The sequence below is a fragment of the Paenibacillus sp. 01T424 genome (genome assembly GCF_056398745.1).
In genome coordinates this window covers 1-17662 of the sequence record NZ_JBFTPZ010000025.1, presented here as the reverse complement: position 1 = coordinate 17662, position 17662 = coordinate 1, and the positions used below count along the sequence as shown (strand labels likewise).

The window sequence follows — 17662 nt, the reverse complement described above, 5'->3', positions numbered from 1 at the left end:
ATGTGCTGTAGAAATGAGAAAGGAGCCGAAAGGCTCCTTTTTGCCTAAAATAAAGCTATCGTGCTGAACGAGGATGATGCTCTTTATCACGACTGCGTACGATTAGAACGTCGGCGAGAAAGCCAAGCAGCGCCCATGTAGCAACAGTAAGCACATACATGAGCAAGACGTTAACCTCGTGCACGTCAACAAATAAATCAACGACCCAAGCGGGAATGCTAAACATGAAGAAAACAAGATTGTGCGGGTCGTAACCCGTGGAGTTGAACAAGCAGATAGCTAGTCCAATAATTGTTGCAACAATTGTAACCGGATAGCGCATAACGTACACCGAGCCCCTTCGTGTTAAAGATTGCCGTAATGCGACTGCATAGGTTATTATGTGACAAATAGACAAAAGTTATGCGTCAATATTAGAGGAGGAACTAAATAATGCTTACTCATATCGTATTTTTTAAATTAAAAGATGGCAGCGCAGAGAGCGTAGCGCGTACCGCACAAGTGCTTAGGGATATGGAAGGGCAAATCGAAGTATTAAAGTCGATTGAGGTTGGCGTGGATGTTGTGCATTCGGAGCGTTCTTACGATATCGCTCTTATTACGAAGTTCGAATCTTTGGAAGCGCTAGAAGTGTATCAAGTGCATCCTGTACATAAAAAAGTTATTGAACACATGATGCAAGTTCGTGAAGCTTCCGTCAGCGTTGATTTTGAAAGCTGAGAGGCAGGTTGAGCAGTTATGAGCGACATGAGGGATGTATACGAAATATTTACTTATTTGCTTGTTATCATATTTAGCAGCATTATTATGGTGGCGTGGCTGAAACGCAAAGGGAAAAAAAAGAAGCAAGGCTGAAAGCGGGCGACTGATTGATGTATTATGTGAATCGTGAACAAATAGCGGTAAGGTTGAATTCGATTACTGAAATTGCTTCGGCGCTGGACTCGCTTGCCGCTAATTGGCAGGGAACGGTGCTGGAGGGGCTGGCGCAGGAAAGAGCGCTGCATCTGGCTATTGAAACCGTAACAGATGTTGGCAGCTTCTTGATCGACGGGTTTATTTTGCGGGATGCGAGCAGCTATGAGGACATCATCGATATTACTGGCGAGGCAGGCGCGTTTCCGCTTGAAATGCAGGCGACGCTGACGGAGCTGGTGAAGCTTCGGAAGCCGTTAGTGCAGGACTATTATGTTTGGCCGAGAACTGAGCTTCATCCGCTTACGAAGACGCTTACTACTCTGCTGCCTGCCTTTAAGCAATCGATTGATGATTATTTAGAACGCGAGCTGTAGGCGTTTTTGCTATTTGCATGTAAACCATTACGATTGCAGAGCAAGCATAGATTATGACTTTATGATTGTTTTACGCTTGATTTACGAAAAACTAAAAATACGTTACAATGACGCTATCAAGCCTGCAAAGGTGGTGAAGGGTTGAAGCGGATGAAAACGGCAAGTGCATCAGATATAACGGCAGCTTCGCGCGGCGATCATTCCACGCGAGAGCGCATATTGATGCTGCTGAAAACAGGCGGCAGATTGAATGCTGGTTCCTTGTCAAGCGAGCTCGGACTAACGGAAATGGCAATCAGGCGGCATATGTATGCACTAGAGAGCGAAGGCAGCGTGAATATCGTATCGGTGCGGCAAGCCATGGGCAGACCGCTCCATGCGTATGAGCTGACAGCTGAGGCGGATGAGCTTTTCCCAAAAAATTATCATATGCTCGCACTCGACTTGCTGGGCGAGCTCGCTGATGACCCGGATACCGCAGCGCTTATTGACCGGATGTTTGATGGACGCAAGAACAAGCTGCTCGAGCGTTATGAGCCGCGGATGGCGGGCAAGAGCTTGGAGCAAAAGGTGAGTGAGCTCGCAGCGATTCAGAACGCTGGAGGGTATATGGCTGAAGTGGAACCACAAAGCGATGGCAGCTATATGTTGTATGAGTATAATTGTCCGATTGCTCAAGTAGCCGGCAAATATTTGCAAGCTTGCAAATGTGAGCTCTCCTTGTTTAAATCGCTGCTTGACGTGCCTGTTGAACGAACGGAATGTTTGGCGAAGGGCGGCGGCAAGTGCAGCTACCATATCGGTTGATGAAATAAATAGAGGTTGTCTTTGCAAATCGGAGAAGATTTGCTGAGGCAGCCTTTTTTTATTGCCAATGTGGAGAAAGCAGTGATGCTTTATCATTTTTATTTCGGTTGTGTCATGACAAGCCCATGCTGCTTATACTGTCATTACGCAAGTGGGCATTCGTCTAGGAGCATATACGTATGATCCTGCAATTGATAGAGGAGTAGGGATGCAGGCATGGTCATGATGTGGAGCGCAGCGGTAGTTGCTGGAGCATTTGTCATTCTAGTTGGCGGTATACTCATTGCCTTGCGGTCGGCGCTAAGCAGAGTGAAGCAAGTGCAGGCTGAAGCGGAGGTTATGAGGCAGGACCTCAGTAAGTTATCCGCTGAGATTAGCGGGCTTGTGCAGCCGACCGAGGAAGCGATTCGCGCGGTACACCGTCAGCTGCAAGCCATGAGCAAGCTATTTGAAGCGGCAGGGCAGGTCGGCGGAGCAATTGCCCACACGACATCGACGGTTGAGCGGGTAACGTCTATATTATCGGAGTCGGCTGAGCAGCATGCGAAGCGGCACGAGACGAAGCGGCAGGTCGGTGAGGCGCTTGAATGGGCAGAGCTAGGGATGGCGGCATGGCAGCTGTGGCAAACTAGCCGAAAGGCAGCAACGACTGCCGAAGATGAGCATGGACCTGTATTCGAATCGGAATCTTAAGTCAAGGTGCTAAGGTCGAAGAGCACGCTAAACACGAAAGGAGCAAAAACAATGACAACACGTAAACAAACAAAAGGATTTTTTCTCGGCGCATTAGCTGGAGGTGTTGTAGGCTCGATTGCTGCATTGTTGCTAGCACCGAAGCCGGGCAAGGAATTGCGTCAGGATATTTCAACAGGCGCGCAGAAGGTTGGAGAAACGACGGTTAGAGTTGCAGGTCAAGTAGGCGATACGACGGGCCGTATTGCTAAACAGATCAGCGGCCAAGCGATTCAAATTGCCGATCGTACGAAACAAGCGGCAAGCAGCGTTGTAAGCACGGTAAGAGGCCGCAACAAGGGTACAGAAGAAACAGAAGCGGTTAGTGGCGATATTGCATTTACAGAAGAGGGCAATGAGCAAGCAGCAAGCGCAATTGAAGCAGTAGAAGCCGGAGAAACAGAAGCTGCTACAGCAAAGGAACAATAGAGACTTAGCGGTAGATGCAACATACGTAAATTAGACAATGGGTAAAATGGTTCACTCGTATAATACAAAAAAACAAACGGCAGGGAGCGAAGTCTCCTGCCGTTTGTTTTTTTATTCACGAGTATGGATAGGGGTTAGCCAACAATATGGTTGTGAACGTAATTGGATACGGGACGAAGCAAGCTTGCGAGCGGCTCCATATTGTAGTCGTTCATCGATGGTGAAGTTGCGGTAATGGCTTCACCTGGCCCTACTACAGAAATTTCATCATCTAATCGACCGACGAACGCGCCGTCATGAATGATAGCACCTTCACCGATAATGGCGCGATGGAGCGTAACATTTCTTCCAATTCTGGCTCCCGGCATGATGATGCTCTCATAAATTTCGCTGTTTACGCCTATCGTAACGCCTGAGCAAATGATGGAGCGTGTTACTTCTGCTTCCACAGCGCAAGCGGGGTGGAGGATGGAGTCGGTAATTGATGCTTCGGGGCTTAAGTAAGGCTTTTCGCTAGACTGGTTTGTTCCGGATTGAGCTGTCCACTTGGTTGCGCCAAGCTTTAGCTCGCCATCCAGCAGATCCATGTTGGCTTCCCATAGGCTGTTGATTGTGCCGACATCCCGCCAGTAGCCGTTATAAGGATAAGCGATCATATTGGTTTTGGAGGAAAGAAGAGCAGGAATAATATCTTTGCCAAAATCATGAGTTGACGCTTCCGAAGCAGCATCTTCAATGAGTATTTTTTTCAAGTCTGCCCAGCGGAATAAATAAATGCCCATGGAAGCTAAGTTGCTGCGAGGATCCGAAGGTTTCTCATGAAAGGAATTGACCCGAAATTGTTCATCAGTTTCTAAAATACCGAAGCGGCTTGCTTCGCGCCAAGGAACTTGTTTAACGGCGATCGTAACGGCTGCACCGCGATTTTTGTGAAATTCAAGCATAGGCTTGTAGTCCATTTCGTAAATGTGGTCGCCCGAGAGGATTAGTACATGCTCAGGAGCTTTCTCATCGATAAAGTCGATGTTCTGATAAATAGCATCGGCCGTTCCTGCATAGCCCTCTAAACATTTGCTTGAAGAAGGGAGGAAGGCTACTCCGCTATTCGCTTGATCCGTTTGATAGCCGTTCGTGGATTGATTTACATATTTATGAACGCTTTCGGCGCAGTACTGCGTAAGCACGCCAATCGTAGTAATATTTGAGTTTGCACAATTGTTAAGTGGAAAATCAATCATTCGGAAGCGATCGCCAAAAGGTACGACAGGTTTGGCAAACTGACTTGTGAGCGGGGCTAGGCGCCGCCCTTCTCCACCGGCTAACAGCATAGCAATACATTCAGTATGGTTCTTCAATTCAATTTCCCCCCTGACCAGTAAGTGTAGTAGTGTTGGCTCTGTTTCTTATATGGAGTCATTAACCTTTCATGGTGACTTTGAAACCGATACGGAGAAAAAAAGGGGGAAATAGATAAGTGAAAAGGGCTCTTGCTCCGCCAGAAAGACGGTGCAAAAGCCCTCAAATGATTAGATATTTCTATACAAAATTCGGAAGTCATGCGGACTGAGCTCAAGCTGAAGCTGCTCTTCGAATGTGGTTACTTCTTCATTCGAGAGCGCATCTTTCCAGTCGTCCGCCTCCATTGGATGCGTAAGCTTAACGGTTTCTTCGGTATGGTTAATCCAGATGGTGAAATGTTGATTGGCGTTTAAGCGTTCATAAATGAAGGCGCCACGTTCGTTATCTGCAAATAAGAAGCGGAATCGTCCATCACGAAGGACGGTATGCTGCTTGCGTAGGGCAATGAGGAGCTGATAGAAATCAAACAGCTCGCGGTCCTGTTTGTCCGCATCCCATTCCATGCATTTGCGGCAGTCCGGATCATCGCCGCCATCCATTCCAATCTCGTCGCCATAATAGATGCAAGGGATACCCATAGAAGTCATCATGAATACAACGGCTTGCTTTAAACGCTGCTTGTCTCCATTTAAACGAGTTGACGCACGAGGTGTGTCATGACTGGATAGGAGGTTGAACATCGCCTCATTCGTTTGCTGAGGATATCGCATAAGTAAACGGTTGATTTGATCGGCGAAATCCGATGCTTTTCCTTCGGAGGAAGCAAAAAAATCCAAGATGTGCTGCGCAAATGGGTAATTCATCGAAGAGTCAAACTGATCGCCGTGCAGCCAGTTAAGAGCATTGCTCCATACCTCGCCGATAATAAAAGCATCCGGCTTTTCAGCCTTAACGGCATGACGGAAATCCCGCCAGAAAGCATGATCAATTTCGTTGGCAACATCGAGCCGCCATCCGTCGATATCTGCTTCCTTAATCCAGTGCACAGCAACATCAAGCAAAAATTGTTTTACTTCTGGGTTTGCGGTATTCAGCTTCGGCATATTGCCATAAAATCCAAACGTAGCATAATTTGCTGCACCGTCTTTGACCTCTACAGGGAAGCCATTCAGATGAAACCAATCCTTGTACTTCGAATTTTCTCCATTTGCCAGCACGTCTTGGAAAGGTGGAAACTGCTCGCTCGTATGATTAAAGACAGCATCCAAGACAACTCGGATATTTAGATCATGACAAGTGCTAACCAGCTTCTTAAGCTGCTCGGCATCTCCGAACTGCGGATCGATTTGCATATAATCGACCGTATCATATTTGTGATTTGACGGTGCTGTAAATAAAGGCGTCAAATAAATCGCCGTAACTCCGAGGTCCGTCAGATGCTTGAGATTATCCATTATGCCTTGCAGATCGCCGCCAAAGTGGCTTTCGCCGCTCGGCGCTTCACCCCAGGGCTGTATGTGGTCGGGGTCGTTGGCCGTATCGCCATTTGCGAAGCGGTCGGGCATAATTTGATAGAAAACAGCTTCCTTTGCCCATTCAGGCGCATCAAACAAATCGACCGTATGAATAAAAGGAATTTCAAAATATCCGCCAGCTGGGGTGGGCTGCTCCTCAAAGATGCCATTCTCGATGAGCCATAACGTTTCTTCGCCGCTGCGTACACGAAAGCCGTACGAAAAACGCCGAAACTCCGGCTTGATGGCAGCTTCCCAATAATCAAAGAGGGAATCGGCAGCTATTTTTTCCATCGGAACATCATGATGATGCTGATCCCAATCGTATTTATCTCCTGTTACCGCAACAGCCTCTTCAACGTCATTTCTTTTGGTGCGAAGTCTAAGATGGAAAGTATCACGATCGTATGCATATGCCCATTTCAGATCCGATGAATGATGTAAACATTCTTTAAACAATGGCGTTCGCCCCTTATCATATGGTCTTCTATCTATTCTTAATAATTGCTATCCGCGCAGCAAGGATTCTGCTCCGTCTATGTAAACAGTGGTACCTGAGACATGGTCCGAATCATCAGATGCGAGGAATAATGCAAGCTTGGCCACTTGAGCTGCGCTGCCAGGCCCATCTTCCAGCGGCTGGCTGCCATCTGGATATTCAACGGGAATCGACACACTCTCGAGCTCTGGCGTACGCTCTGTATTTTGCTCGATATTCGTCTCAATAGCTCCGGGGCAGATGGCATTCACGCGAATTTTGTACTGGGCAAGCTCCAAAGCAGCCATCTTGGCAAAAGCGACCTGTCCAGCCTTCGTGCTGCTGTAGGCGCTGAAACCGATATTCGAGAACACCCGATTACCATTTATGGAGCTGGTGATAATAATGCTTCCGCCTTTATCCTTTAACAATGGAATAGCGTGTTTTACAGTCAGGAATGTGCCGGTGAGATTAACTTGAAGCGTCGTATTCCAGTCTTCGATATCCATCAGTTCAATCGGTGTTAATACACCGTTAATACCTGCATTGGCAAATACAATGTCTAGGTGTCCATAATGCTCGCGTGCTTGTCGATAGGCGTCTGCAAGCTGAGCTTCATTGGAAATATCAGTTTCAATAGGCAGGCAGTCGACATTGTATTCTCGAACACTGCGGCATACCTGCTCCATGGCGGATTCTTTAACATCAAGCAGAACCAAATTGGCGCCTTCCTTCGCGAATTTCAAAGCTGCTGCCCTGCCAATACCAGAGCCTGCCCCGGTAATGAGAGCGACCTTTTCTTGTAAACGGCCGATCGGATATTTCACTTTTGTCATCTGAACGCCCTCCTTTTTGTTTTCAATCCAAATGCAATGCTCCACATTGTTTCTACACGTATGTACCCGATCCGAGATGATCTAAACCGAATGCAAAAGGCTGCACCCATTTATTCCTCTGCATTATTGCTGGATTAACCAAAAAAGGACTGTCAATGCTACGTAACGTAGTCATTGACGGTCCTTTGTCATTTACATTGAGCTTTCAATTTTAAATTTCAGACCGCTTGTCCGAAATGTCGATAAGATACTGGTACGTTTTTGTGCCTGTATTCATATGCTATTTTGTCTCTATTCATCACATTATGTTTAGGAAAGCGGTGTGTTTGTGCAGCAACCGATTGCAATACTGGACTCAGGCGTTGGCGGCCTCACCGTTGCCAAGGAAGTTATGCGCCAACTGCCGCGAGAAAAAATCCTTTACTTTGGAGACACGGCTCGAACGCCTTATGGACCGCGTTCTTCAGAAGAGATTGTTCGTTTTACGAGGGAAATCGTCGATTACTTAATTCAGTTTAATCCGAAAATGATTGTTATAGCATGTAACACAGCAACAGCGGCCGGACTTGAAGACATTCGCTCAAGAGTCGCGATCCCGGTTGTTGGCGTCATTGATCCTGGTGCAAGAGCAGCTATAGGCCTTACAGCTACGGGTTATGTTGGTGTCATCGGCACAGAGGGAACGATCAAAAGCGGTGCTTATGAGCAAGCTTTAAAGACGTTGTCGCCGAAGGTGCAAGTGATAAGCGAAGCGTGCCCGAGATTTGTGCCGCTAGTGGAAAAGGGGAATTTTCGTTCCTTTGAAACATACGAAACGGTGCAGAGCTCCATTGGGCATTTGCGGCTTTTTCCAATGGATACGTTAATACTTGGCTGCACGCATTATCCTTTTCTAGCAGAAACCATATCCGAGGTGATGGGCCAGAGCGTGAAGCTCATCAGCTCAGCGGACGAGACGACACGCGAGATCAGGAGTATTTTGGAAAACAATGACCAGCTTGCGAGCGAGGAGAGGGAACCGGTGCATCAATTTTTTTGCAGCGGAAATCCGCGGATGTTTCAATCCATTACTCAGCAGTGGCTTGGGAAGCAGATTGAACTGACGCCTGTAGTTTGGCAAATACCCAATATCATTTAAATGATAAGAAACTGAAGCCGGGCTTAAACATAGCAAGGCTTCTTTTTGTTGATTGCTACATAGGACAAGTAAGACCTTGCATAGCATGATAGGAGCAAATTTATGCAGCTGGGGGCGATGGTTATATACTCCTTACAAACGTATGGCTATCTTGATTTAGTGGAGGGTGTTCGGCAGCTATCAGGCAGATACTCGTTTTTATCGGCACATATTATTGGGGAGAGCGTAATGGGCAAGCCGTTATTGGCGCTCCGCTGCGGCAACGGCCCGCGTCAAATTCATATGAACGGCTCTTTTCATGCAAATGAATGGATTACCTCTGCACTGCTGATGCGCTTCGTTGCTGATTTGTCGGCAGCTTATTGCAGCGGGGAGCGAATGGGTGGACAGCAAGTGGCCGATTTGTGCAAAGACGTGACTTTATGGGCTGTCCCGATGGTAAACCCAGATGGTGTAGAGCTCGCACAATACGGAGCATTGCCGAGGCATCCTTATTATCAGCAGCTAATGGAGTGGAATGGCGGCTCCGATCAGTTCAGCAACTGGAAGGCCAACATTAGAGGTGTTGACTTAAATGATCAATTCCCTGCGTTTTGGGAAGAGGAGTGCAAGCGCAGAGGGGTAGAGGGACCTGGACCACGCGACTATCCAGGACCGTATCCGCTAAGTGAGCCGGAGGCGAATGCCATGGCTCAATTTACGAGTAGAATCGGTTTCGATGCGGTTCTTGCTCTTCATACGCAGGGGCGGGAAATCTATTGGAATTATCGTGATTATGAGCCTGCAAATGCAGAGCAGCTTGCCAAACGGCTCGCTCAGGCAAGTGGATATGAAGCGGTAAAGCTGACTGGCAGCGATGCGGGATATAAGGACTGGTTCATTCATCAGTTCCGCAGACCTGGCTTTACAGTGGAAGCGGGTTATGGCGAAAATCCGCTGCCGATGAGTAATTTTGATCAAATTTATGTGGAGCTGCAGCCGCTGCTGCTAGAGGCGCTTCGCCTTTAGCGGCCGCTGGCCTCTAGTAGTTAATTACGCCATGCTTATGCTATACTAATCGGAAAAGGTCAGCAAAGGTGGGATTTCATGCGTAAGTTGCTGTCGCTGCGCCATTGGCAGCGTACGTTTGTCCGTATTTTTCAGCTGCTTCGATCAAAGGATGTTTCACTGCTGGACAAGCTGATTTTTTCCGTGCCTGTTTTTCTTTACTGGGTTTTGCCGGACGTCATGCCGTTCATGCCGATTGACGACATCGCGGTTACGATGGTGCTTGCCGAATGGTTTGCCCGTAGAATGGAGAGCAAGTATAATATAAAATAATAACGATTGCCGAAAGGCCTAACGATAAGAGGAGCTGGATAATTTATGAACTGCAAAATTTCAAAAAATGCTGCTAAAGTTCTACAAGTAGAGCTGGACAAGCCTGAAAACGAAGGTAAAAAGCTGCGTATTTATGTCACTCATTCGCACGGCGACCATGCTCATTACGGTATGGGAATCGACGAGCCGACTGAGAAGGATATTGTTGTATCCACTGACAAAGGGATCGATGTTATTTTGGAGAAAGACAATGCTTTTCTGGACGGCGTTCGCATCGATTATTTCTATGTGCCTGAAGAAGGTTTTGCCGTTACGAATCCAACCAAGGGCAACCACGGTGATCACTAGCATTTTTCCGTATTCGGTTGAGACAGGACGATGAATAATGGCTAACGATATAATGGTTTGCGACAAATGCAAGCATACGAAGATCAAATCGATTTTGCCCAAGCTGCAGAAGCTGGCGCCGGACACAGAGGTTCGTGTAGGATGCAAGTCGTACTGCGGGCCATGTGCCCGCTATGCATTTATTTTTGTTAATGGACGGTACATTAAGGCGCCTTCAGAGGATGAGGTCATCGAGAAGATCATTCCTTACATCAAGAAATAAATAACAATATTAATATTATAGAACGACATACACGACAAGACCCTGCGACAGTTTGATTTCGTAGGGTCTTTGTATTTTCATACGAGGAGCCAAACGAAAGGAGTGCGAGCGTGGACATAACGACGCCTCAGCTTTTATATCATGGAACCACAAGCAACACTGTGCAATCATTTGGGCAGAAGCTGTTGAATTCACCCTATTGGCGGCCGGGGAAAGATTTTGGAGAAGGATTTTATACGACAATATCGGCTGAGCAAGCACGCAAATGGTCGCATAAGGCAGCAAAGGAGTCATGGGACGGCGGTCGTCCATGCGTGCTTGTCGTAGAACTGACCTCGGTACCGGAACAGGTCGAGCCTCTTTTGTTTTTATCCGATTCACCGGCATGGGCGTCCTTCATTCTTGCTCACCGCAAGGCAGCGGTCAAAGGTGCTGATCCCTGTGATGCACATCCAGATATCATCATCGGTCCTATGGCGGACAATGACACTGGAAAAATCGTACATAAAGCAGTACAATTAAAGAAAGATGAGCAATGGTTTTATGAGCAAATTACAGTGTCGCGCAAAGGCAGGAAGCTCGATTCGCTGCGGCTCGGCAATCAGGTCGTTTTTTGCTCCGAACGGTGGGAATCTCATTTGAAACTAGTCGGCTACCATATTTATACGGGAAGCAGGTGGATGTATCATGAAAGTGAAAACACAGGTCAGGTTAAGCTTATATGAACGCGGAATTGCTGAGGCTTTAGCTGCCGAATACGGCTATACCGCAGCGGATGCAAGAGAACTTGTCGTCGAATATATTCAGGTTATCCGCAAGCTTAGCGGGTATGACAATTGTGCCCAGTATGCTCAACTGCTCGATCGTGCACGTCGTATGAACCATTCCCCAGCGCAGTGGCTTGAACGTATCCAAAGCGTGGAGAAAGGCGAAATGAGAGACAGAGGCATTGATTCGGAACAGCGGCAATATTTGCAAATGAAATAGGACCCCGCGATGTGTATCGCCCGGGTCCTTTGTTTATCCTAAAAGAAATACATATGCTTCGTTTGAGAAAGCTTAGGGGGAAAAGAATGCTGAGGCCAGCACGTTATTACCTATTTGGACTAGTCCTAGCGCTTGTCTGTTTGGCTGCAGCAGAGCTCATTTGGCTGCCGGCCCCGCTGAAGACATCCGGCGGGATACAGTGGATAGAAATGATCGATTGGTTGTTCAATATATTAGCCCTTATACCGATTAGCTGGGCGGCTGGTGCCTTGCTCGGGGTTTGGCAGCAGCGGAAAAGAAAAGGCTGGACGCTTATTTTACAGCTAGTACGCATTATAATCGCTGGACTAGGCATAATCGGAGCAGGTTATGTGCTGTTTGCGCCAGAGATGCTGTTCCAGATGCTGCTGGTTATCGGCGCTGCTGCACCGCTAGTGTTTGTAGATATGCTTCTTACTGAAGCGTTAGAGCGGTCGCGAGCGGCGAGGGCATTGAATATAGGAGGGAATCGTTCGAACGCTCCCAAGAGGCTTCTAAGCCCTCTGTGGCTGCCAAAGCGCGGGGTGGTCACTCTAACGATTACGATAGTGCTTCTATTGGTTTTGCTCTGCCCTACCGGCTATCGCGTCACATACCCGGGGATGACGCTCAATATGAATCGTTATGCGCATGTAGAGAAGAGCGAAAACAGCGGAGGAACGGTAAACGGCATACTCGTATTCGAGAGGCCGGCCGTACCGGCTGATTGGTTGTATGCCAAGCTGCTTCCGATGTATAGCTTCGAGAAAATACCAGAAAATGAACCGCCGCTGACGGAATCGTACACACAAGTCGTTAATATGAAAACAGATGCGAATCGTGTTGCAGCAGCTGTTGCCATGCAGAAAGCAGGCGTTGGAGGCGGAATTAAGCCAGATGGCATTCGAATTGTTGCCATCGTAAAGGATAGTCCAGCCGAGCAGAAGCTGCAAGCTGGCGATATTATTGATGCGATGAATGGGCAAGCGGTTAAATCGATTGGCGAGATGACCGACTACATGGAGAAAGCGGTAAAGCCTGGCGAGTCCGTACAGATTACGCTAAGGAGAGCAGGGGTTCAGACACAAACGGAGGTTAAGACGAAGGCCTCAGCTGATTCGCCAGACCGAGCAGTGTTCGGCATTTCGGTGCAAACAGAGCTGCTTCTCGATATCCCGCTTAACATCGATTACAAACGCTTTATGGCGCATATTGGAGGTCCATCTCATGGAGCGATGCTGACGCTGGCTATTATTGATCAGCTGACACCAGGCGGCGTTACGTATGGCAATCAGGTGGCGGGTACAGGTACAATTGAAGCAGATGGCTCGATTGGATTAATTGGCGGCATCAAGCAAAAGGCTTATGCAATCAGCCGGACGGATGCGGATGTGTTTTTTGTGCCGGCAGAGCTGGAAGGAGACGCTCGCAGCGGAGCGCCTGATCTCAATATTGTGCCAGTGAACACGATTGACGATGTGCTGAATTGGCTGTCTGAGCATAAAAAGTAGCTAAATGTGAAGTAAATGATAAGAGTATAAAGGATATAAAAAAAGAACCTTGAAATCCGCTATTGAATGTGGATTTGAAGGTTCTTTTGTTTTGCTTTATCATAGCTATCCAAGCTGCAACGTTAACGACCAGCTGTCTCAAGCCCATTGCTGCTGCGAGCTTCTGTAGCGGTTTGCTCCTTGAAGTCAGCGATGAGATTGTTCATGACGATTTGATCCGACATGTTCAGCTCGGTGCGCGAGTCTTCAAAGGCACTTATGCAGCCGCTGACTGGTATGGATGCATTGTCTTGGATGTTCCAGCATGCTCCGTTCTCAGCGATGCCATCTGCTGAAGGCATAAAGTAGAGGGTACCATCAGTGAAGGCTCCGTTTCTTTGCACAACCTTCTTGCCAAGGAGAGGATTTTCCATAAGCAGAGGCATGCCAATTAAATATTGATCAGCCGTCGAGATGCCGAGCAGATGCATAATCGTAGGCGTTACATCCAGCTGACCGCCTACATTCGTATACGTTCCTGCATGCTCGTTCTTAGGCAAATGTATGAGCAGAGGTACCTGTTTCACAATCATTTGACGCTCTAAATCATTCAGCGGTTTGCCAAGGAAAGCCTCAAACAACGACCAGTCATTAATTGAGTTGTCGTGATCCCCGTACATGACGAGAATCGTATGATCCCAAAGCCCTTCTGCTTTCATTCGATCAACCAGCTCACCGAGCGCGGCGTCTACATAATGAATGGATTGCAAATAATCCCCCATTAATGTACCATCTAGCTCGCCAAGGTTAAGCTTTTGCTCCTCTTCCGGCATCGTGAACGGATAATGGCTGGAGAGTGTGATCAGAAAGGAGTAAAAGGGCTGTTTCTGATCGGCAATGACGTCAAAGGATTGTCGGAAGAAAGACTTGTCTCCGAGAGCCCAGCCGATTTTTTCATCTAGTTGAAAATGCTTTAAGCTGTAAAACTGATCATATTGCATGTTTTTGTACATCGTATTTCGGTTCCAAAAACCACCCTCATAAGAGTGGAAGACGGATGTCCCATAATCGTTTGCTTTCAAGGTGCTGGACATACAATCGAATTCGTTTGGTGCATATTGGATGAAAACCGAGCCGTTCGTGACGGGCTGCATGGAGCAGTTTGCCATGAAATCGGCATCCGAGGTTCTGCCTTGAGCGGTTTGTTGATAAAATTGACTGAAATAGGCGCTCTGCTCGATTAAATCGTTTAAATTCGGGGTAATTTCTTGACCGCCGATTGATTTGTTAACCATAAAGTTTTGGAAAGCTTCGAGCTGAAGCATAATGACATTGCTGTTTTTATATGCGCCAAATAAAGCATCCTGTTCAAACGTTTTCCGCTGGTCGCCGCGTTCTTGAATCCAGTTTTTTGCACCCGAATACTGCTCAGCGGTAACCGTCTCTGCATCCAGCCAGTGTTGTTTGACATACAGATACACATCATAGCCATGAAAACCAAGCGCACCCGTCATGTTGTAGATGGACAGATTCCACCAATTGCCGACCAAAATACCTTGTCCCCACGTACGCTTCGCTTCATTTACGTTTGTGAAAACAAGCGATGTTCCGATGCCAAAAATCACAGCGCTTAGAACGATGCGGACGATTGCCTTTTGCATGCCTGCAGGCTTGCGACGATACTCATTTGCTTGACGAAGATCGCTCCGCCCTCGCCATAATGCGTAGATCGCAAATGGAATGATAACAATCCAATCTAGGAACAAAATAAAATCCGTCGCTCGGAGAAGTGTGCCGATACTCTCGCCTAGGGAGTCCACTTGACTGAACTGAAGCAATACCGGAACGGAGATCAGATCTTGAAAGTAGCGATAATAAATAATATCGGCATACAAAACAAAGGATGCGATCAGGTTCAACACGATAAGTGCAACGATCCGTCCGCGTGCGGGCAGCCAAATGGTCCAGAAGCTGAACAATAAAATGGCTCCGAGCTCGATAAGGGCATCTTTATCGGTCATTTTCATTTTTGGTACGTCAAGAATGGCATTGAATAGATAAACCTTCGCCATCATCACAGCSACAAATAAAAGCAAGTCTACAGCCTTCAGCCGCTCGAGCCCTATCAGAATCTTGCTCATCAAGCGGCGTAAAGCTGAGTGGTTATTATATAACATCTATAAAATATCCTTCCTCTTTCGTTACTATCGATTTCCGCGAGGGGGAAGCGGGCCAAAAAATTGCAAGTAATTACACTCGATACGCCCATTAAACAGCTTCCGCTTCTTATCCGCAGGACGTCCGAAATAGTGCTCGATTGTCGTTGATGGGCTAATCGAGAAATACGACCAAGTTGGGTAATGGAGCGCAGTCAATCCGAACTGACGCAGCGCAGCCTCTGCTTGTACATCATCGCCGAGACGTTCGCCGTATGGCGGGTTCGTAATAATAACGCCGTAATCGCCTTCAAGCTTCACTTTGGCAACGGGCTGTACAGTAAGCTTGATTTCTTTGCCGAAACCCGCTTTCTTAATAGCAGCTTCTGCGATTTCAATCGCTCCTGGATCAATATCAGAACCTGCAATTTGAAGCGGAACATCATCTTTTACCAAATCAAATGCTTCATCGCGCGCTTCATCCCACAGCTCATTCGGAATAAGCGGCCAGCCTTCGCTGTTAAAGCTTCTGCGCAGTCCTGGTGCGATGTTCCAGCCAATCATTGCTGCTTCAATCAATATCGTACCGGAACCGCAAAATGGGTCATAAAGCGGCCGATCAGGACGCCAGCGGCTAAGCTGAACAAGAGCAGCGGCAAGCGTTTCCCTAATTGGAGCTTCGGTAGCTACTTTCCGGTATCCACGTTTATGCAAGCCATCGCCTGTAGTGTCCAGTGTCAGCATGGCACGGTCATTCATAAGCGTAACTTCTATTACATAACGTCCGCCGTTTTCGGGAAACCATTCGGTACCATAACGTGCAGACATTTTATCAACGACCGCTTTTTTTACGATACTTTGGCAGGCAGGTACACTTGTCAGCTGAGATTTTTGTGAGCGGCCATTTACAGGGAATTCACCGTCGTTCGGAATCCATGTCGGCCAATCAAGCGCTTTGGTGCCCTCAAACAATTCATCGAAGGTGGTAGCAGGGAATTCTCCCATTTTGATTAGAATTCTGCCTGCTGTGCGCAGCCAAAGATTGGTGCGGCAAATATCGATAGGACCGCCTGTGAAATTAACGCGTCCGTTCTCTACCTGAAGATCCGTATAACCTAGATCCTTCAATTCACGTGCAACAACCGCTTCAAGCCCCATTGGCGCAGTTGCGATCAATTGTAACTTTTCCATTTTACACTCTCTTTTCATTAATTCTTGGTGACCTTAGCTTCATATCTAAAGCATAAGCTTGTAACCCCGTGAACAAAAACATACAATCAAGTATAGGACAAACTAGCTTGTTTTTACAAATTGTAAAATTGGAGAGAGTAGAATGACGTTGCAAAATGAACAATATGTGGATTCGCTTTATGTGGCAGATGCTGATCTTGAGCGTACAAAAGCAGGTATAGCGGCTAATGGAATGCCGGATATATCAGTTGCTGATGGGTATGGCAGGTTGTTAACGATGCTTGTATCGCTGTCGAAAGCACAAAATATTATTGAAATTGGAGCACTAGGCGGCTATAGCGGCATTTGCTTGGCACGGGGCTTGCAAGAGGGCGGTAAATTAGTATCGCTTGAGCTGCTGCAAAACTATGCTGATCTAGCCAAGCTGCATATGGAAGCAGCTGGACTCGGAGATAAGGTAGAGTATATGGTTGGTGATGCGAAGCAAAGCCTTGCGGAGCTGAAGTCTGCTGACAGGAAGTTTGATTTCTTTTTTATCGATGCAGATAAAGAAGGATATCCCATCTATCTGGACTACGCGATTGCACTCGCTAATCCGGGAGCGATTATTGTAGGCGATAATATTTTACTGCGAGGAAGAACGATCGATCCAGCCAAGGAAGGTCCAGCGGTTCGTGCCGTGCGCTCTTTTAATGAGATCATCGCAACAGACGATCGTTTGCAGAGCACGATATTACCGGGCTACGATGGATTAGCGATAGCGATTGTGAAGTAATAGAGCAAGCCCTGACTCCCATCGGTATAATGCTGGAGGGGATCAGGGCATTTTTTTGATAGTTGGTGGGAGTTAGGTTTGTTGGAAATACTCGAAGTAGGTTTTAAGAGCATATGTGTGCTTATGGGGTAGGAGTAACGTTGAATTGTGAGCTGTAAGAACCTATGTGTTCTTACAGCTTCTATTTGGCGTGTTGGGAGTGCTCGGAGTAGGTTTTAAGCGCATATGTGTGCTTATGGGGTAGGAGTAACGTTGATTTTTGAGTTGTAAGAACCTATGTGTTCTTACAGTTTCTATCTGGCGTGTTGGGAGTGCCCAGAGATGGCTTTAAGCGCAAATATGTGCTTATCGGGTGAAAGTAGCGACGATTTGTCAGTTGTAAGAACCTATGTGTTCTTACAGCTTCTATCTGGCGTGTTGGAAATGCTCGAAGTAGGTTTTCGGGTTAACCCCCTAAATTTGGACACATGCGCACTCATTCTTATTCAATCGCATCATACTGCAATTTTTTGAGGCTTTAGTTTTTCAGAAAGTATCAACTGTAAATATTCGTAAGGTGACCAGTCCTGAAGACTTCCATGAATACGGAC

General features: G+C 47.1%; 20 protein-coding genes. 14 read left to right on the top strand and 6 right to left on the bottom strand.

What is annotated here, in order from left to right; genetic code table 11:
- Positions 1 to 55: 55 nt before the first annotated feature.
- Complete coding sequence (locus AC1DPK_RS18760; protein WP_076266782.1) at positions 56 to 322, bottom strand: hypothetical protein; 267 nt, start codon at positions 320 to 322, stop codon at positions 56 to 58.
- A gap of 110 nt (positions 323 to 432) precedes the next feature.
- Here AC1DPK_RS18760 and AC1DPK_RS18755 point away from each other — a divergent pair, with 110 nt between their 5' ends.
- From AC1DPK_RS18755 to AC1DPK_RS18735, 5 genes are all read left to right on the top strand, one after another.
- A complete protein-coding gene (locus AC1DPK_RS18755; RefSeq protein WP_076266783.1) occupies positions 433 to 720 on the top strand; it encodes a Dabb family protein in 288 nt (95 codons plus the stop codon).
- A 152-nt stretch (positions 721 to 872) separates the two neighbouring features.
- Positions 873 to 1292 carry a DUF86 domain-containing protein gene (locus tag AC1DPK_RS18750; RefSeq protein ID WP_441881081.1) on the top strand — a complete coding sequence of 140 codons (420 nt, stop codon included), beginning with the start codon at positions 873 to 875 and terminating at the stop codon, positions 1290 to 1292.
- A 150-nt stretch (positions 1293 to 1442) separates the two neighbouring features.
- Entirely contained in the window at positions 1443 to 2099 is a 657-nt protein-coding gene (locus AC1DPK_RS18745) for a helix-turn-helix transcriptional regulator (protein ID WP_339209688.1), read from the top strand.
- A gap of 216 nt (positions 2100 to 2315) precedes the next feature.
- Complete coding sequence (locus AC1DPK_RS18740) at positions 2316 to 2792, top strand: DUF948 domain-containing protein (RefSeq protein WP_441913066.1); 477 nt, start codon at positions 2316 to 2318, stop codon at positions 2790 to 2792.
- Between the two features lie 51 nt (positions 2793 to 2843).
- Positions 2844 to 3260 carry a YtxH domain-containing protein gene (locus AC1DPK_RS18735; RefSeq protein ID WP_441880991.1) on the top strand — a complete coding sequence of 139 codons (417 nt, stop codon included), beginning with the start codon at positions 2844 to 2846 and terminating at the stop codon, positions 3258 to 3260.
- 134 nt (positions 3261 to 3394) lie between these two features.
- Here the strand turns inward: AC1DPK_RS18735 and AC1DPK_RS18730 are convergent, their stop codons facing one another.
- The 3 genes from AC1DPK_RS18730 to AC1DPK_RS18720 all read right to left on the bottom strand — a co-directional run bounded on the left by AC1DPK_RS18730 (position 3395) and on the right by AC1DPK_RS18720 (position 7387).
- The gene (locus AC1DPK_RS18730; protein ID WP_477511286.1) at positions 3395 to 4615 is read right to left on the bottom strand and encodes a sugar phosphate nucleotidyltransferase; all 1221 of its coding nucleotides are present in this window, start codon (positions 4613 to 4615) and stop codon (positions 3395 to 3397) included.
- Between the two features lie 171 nt (positions 4616 to 4786).
- On the bottom strand, positions 4787 to 6532 hold the full coding sequence (locus tag AC1DPK_RS18725; protein WP_477511285.1) for an alpha-glycosidase: 1746 nt from the start codon (positions 6530 to 6532) through the stop codon (positions 4787 to 4789).
- Positions 6533 to 6580: 48 nt separating this feature from the next.
- Positions 6581 to 7387, bottom strand: a complete 807-nt coding sequence (locus AC1DPK_RS18720; RefSeq protein WP_477511284.1) for an SDR family oxidoreductase — start codon at positions 7385 to 7387, stop codon at positions 6581 to 6583.
- 328 nt (positions 7388 to 7715) lie between these two features.
- On the opposite strand from AC1DPK_RS18720, the gene racE reads away from it, so the two are divergent.
- The 8 genes from racE to AC1DPK_RS18680 all read left to right on the top strand — a co-directional run bounded on the left by racE (position 7716) and on the right by AC1DPK_RS18680 (position 12971).
- The gene (racE, locus tag AC1DPK_RS18715; protein ID WP_477511283.1) at positions 7716 to 8525 is read left to right on the top strand and encodes a glutamate racemase; all 810 of its coding nucleotides are present in this window, start codon (positions 7716 to 7718) and stop codon (positions 8523 to 8525) included.
- Positions 8526 to 8627: 102 nt separating this feature from the next.
- Entirely contained in the window at positions 8628 to 9533 is a 906-nt protein-coding gene (locus tag AC1DPK_RS18710) for a M14 family metallopeptidase (RefSeq protein ID WP_339203591.1), read from the top strand.
- Between the two features lie 78 nt (positions 9534 to 9611).
- The gene (locus tag AC1DPK_RS18705) at positions 9612 to 9845 is read left to right on the top strand and encodes a hypothetical protein (protein ID WP_076266789.1); all 234 of its coding nucleotides are present in this window, start codon (positions 9612 to 9614) and stop codon (positions 9843 to 9845) included.
- A 45-nt stretch (positions 9846 to 9890) separates the two neighbouring features.
- Positions 9891 to 10193, top strand: coding sequence for an iron-sulfur cluster assembly accessory protein (locus tag AC1DPK_RS18700; protein WP_339203589.1), 303 nt, complete (start codon positions 9891 to 9893; stop codon positions 10191 to 10193).
- A 37-nt stretch (positions 10194 to 10230) separates the two neighbouring features.
- Positions 10231 to 10455: a YuzB family protein gene (locus tag AC1DPK_RS18695; protein ID WP_076266791.1), complete on the top strand. Its 225-nt coding sequence runs from the start codon at positions 10231 to 10233 to the stop codon at positions 10453 to 10455.
- A gap of 110 nt (positions 10456 to 10565) precedes the next feature.
- Positions 10566 to 11180: a DUF3990 domain-containing protein gene (locus AC1DPK_RS18690; protein ID WP_477511282.1), complete on the top strand. Its 615-nt coding sequence runs from the start codon at positions 10566 to 10568 to the stop codon at positions 11178 to 11180.
- Positions 11143 to 11442: a hypothetical protein gene (locus AC1DPK_RS18685; RefSeq protein WP_076266793.1), complete on the top strand. Its 300-nt coding sequence runs from the start codon at positions 11143 to 11145 to the stop codon at positions 11440 to 11442. The genes AC1DPK_RS18690 and AC1DPK_RS18685 overlap by 38 nt, the downstream gene beginning before the upstream one ends.
- Before the next feature lie 86 nt (positions 11443 to 11528).
- Entirely contained in the window at positions 11529 to 12971 is a 1443-nt protein-coding gene (locus tag AC1DPK_RS18680; RefSeq protein ID WP_477511281.1) for a PDZ domain-containing protein, read from the top strand.
- 122 nt (positions 12972 to 13093) lie between these two features.
- Here the strand turns inward: AC1DPK_RS18680 and AC1DPK_RS18675 are convergent, their stop codons facing one another.
- Entirely contained in the window at positions 13094 to 15127 is a 2034-nt protein-coding gene (locus AC1DPK_RS18675) for an LTA synthase family protein (protein ID WP_477511280.1), read from the bottom strand.
- A gap of 27 nt (positions 15128 to 15154) precedes the next feature.
- Entirely contained in the window at positions 15155 to 16297 is a 1143-nt protein-coding gene (locus AC1DPK_RS18670) for a THUMP domain-containing class I SAM-dependent RNA methyltransferase (RefSeq protein ID WP_076266796.1), read from the bottom strand.
- Between the two features lie 142 nt (positions 16298 to 16439).
- Here AC1DPK_RS18670 and AC1DPK_RS18665 point away from each other — a divergent pair, with 142 nt between their 5' ends.
- Complete coding sequence (locus AC1DPK_RS18665) at positions 16440 to 17072, top strand: O-methyltransferase (RefSeq protein ID WP_477511279.1); 633 nt, start codon at positions 16440 to 16442, stop codon at positions 17070 to 17072.
- Positions 17073 to 17662: the final 590 nt, after the last annotated feature.